The sequence below is a fragment of the Kitasatospora sp. NPDC004615 genome (assembly GCF_042873545.1).
In the GTDB taxonomy this organism is placed as follows: domain Bacteria; phylum Actinomycetota; class Actinomycetes; order Streptomycetales; family Streptomycetaceae; genus Kitasatospora.
Genome location: NZ_JBIALQ010000023.1, coordinates 1 through 1,218, shown reverse-complemented (window position 1 = coordinate 1,218; position 1,218 = coordinate 1). Strand labels below are relative to the sequence as shown.

The 1,218-nt window shown below is 56.7% G+C and carries 1 rRNA gene; it reads right to left on the bottom strand.

What is annotated here, in order from left to right:
* A 23S ribosomal RNA gene (locus ACFYS8_RS36420) occupies positions 1-1,218 on the bottom strand; the annotation flags it as partial.

The window sequence follows — 1,218 nt, the reverse complement described above, 5'->3', positions numbered from 1 at the left end:
GGTTCAGCGTTGGCGCTTCAAAGCGGGTACGGGAATATCAACCCGTTGTCCATCGACTACGCCTGTCGGCCTCGCCTTAGGTCCCGACTTACCCTGGGCAGATCAGCTTGACCCAGGAACCCTTGGTCAATCGGCGCAAGAGTTTCCCACTCTTGTATCGCTACTCATGCCTGCATTCTCACTCGTGAACCGTCCACAACTCGATTCCTCGGCTGCTTCACCCGGCACACGACGCTCCCCTACCCATCACAGCCTCCGTTGGGAGTATTGCTGCAATGACACGACTTCGGTGATGTGCTTGAGCCCCGCTACATTGTCGGCGCGGAATCACTTGACCAGTGAGCTATTACGCACTCTTTCAAGGGTGGCTGCTTCTAAGCCAACCTCCTGGTTGTCTCTGCGACTCCACATCCTTTCCCACTTAGCACACGCTTAGGGACCTTAGTCGGTGTTCTGGGCTGTTTCCCTCTCGACCATGGAGCTTATCCCCCACAGTCTCACTGCCGTGCTCTCACTTACCGGCATTCGGAGTTTGGCTAAGGTCAGTAACCCGGTGAGGCCCATCGCCTATCCAGTGCTCTACCTCCGGCAAGAAACACACGACGCTGCACCTAAATGCATTTCGGGGAGAACCAGCTATCACGGAGTTTGATTGGCCTTTCACCCCTAACCACAGGTCATCCCCCAGGTTTTCAACCCTGGTGGGTTCGGTCCTCCACACGGTCTTACCCGCGCTTCAACCTGCCCATGGCTAGATCACTCCGCTTCGGGTCTTGGGCATGCAACTCAAACGCCCTATTCGGACTCGCTTTCGCTACGGCTACCCCACACGGGTTAACCTCGCTACACACCGCAAACTCGCAGGCTCATTCTTCAAAAGGCACGCAGTCACAGTCCGAAGACTGCCCCCACGGCTTGTAGGCACACGGTTTCAGGTACTATTTCACTCCGCTCCCGCGGTACTTTTCACCATTCCCTCACGGTACTATCCGCTATCGGTCACCAGGGAATATTTAGGCTTAGCGGGTGGTCCCGCCAGATTCACACGGGATTTCTCGGGCCCCGTGCTACTTGGGAGAAGCTCAAGCGAGCCGTACAGATTTCGTCTACGGGGGTCTTACCCTCTACGCCGGACCTTTCGCATGTCCTTCGACTACCCATACGGTTTCTGACTCGCCCAGCCGCCGGCAGACGACTGAAGAACTTTCCCACAACCCC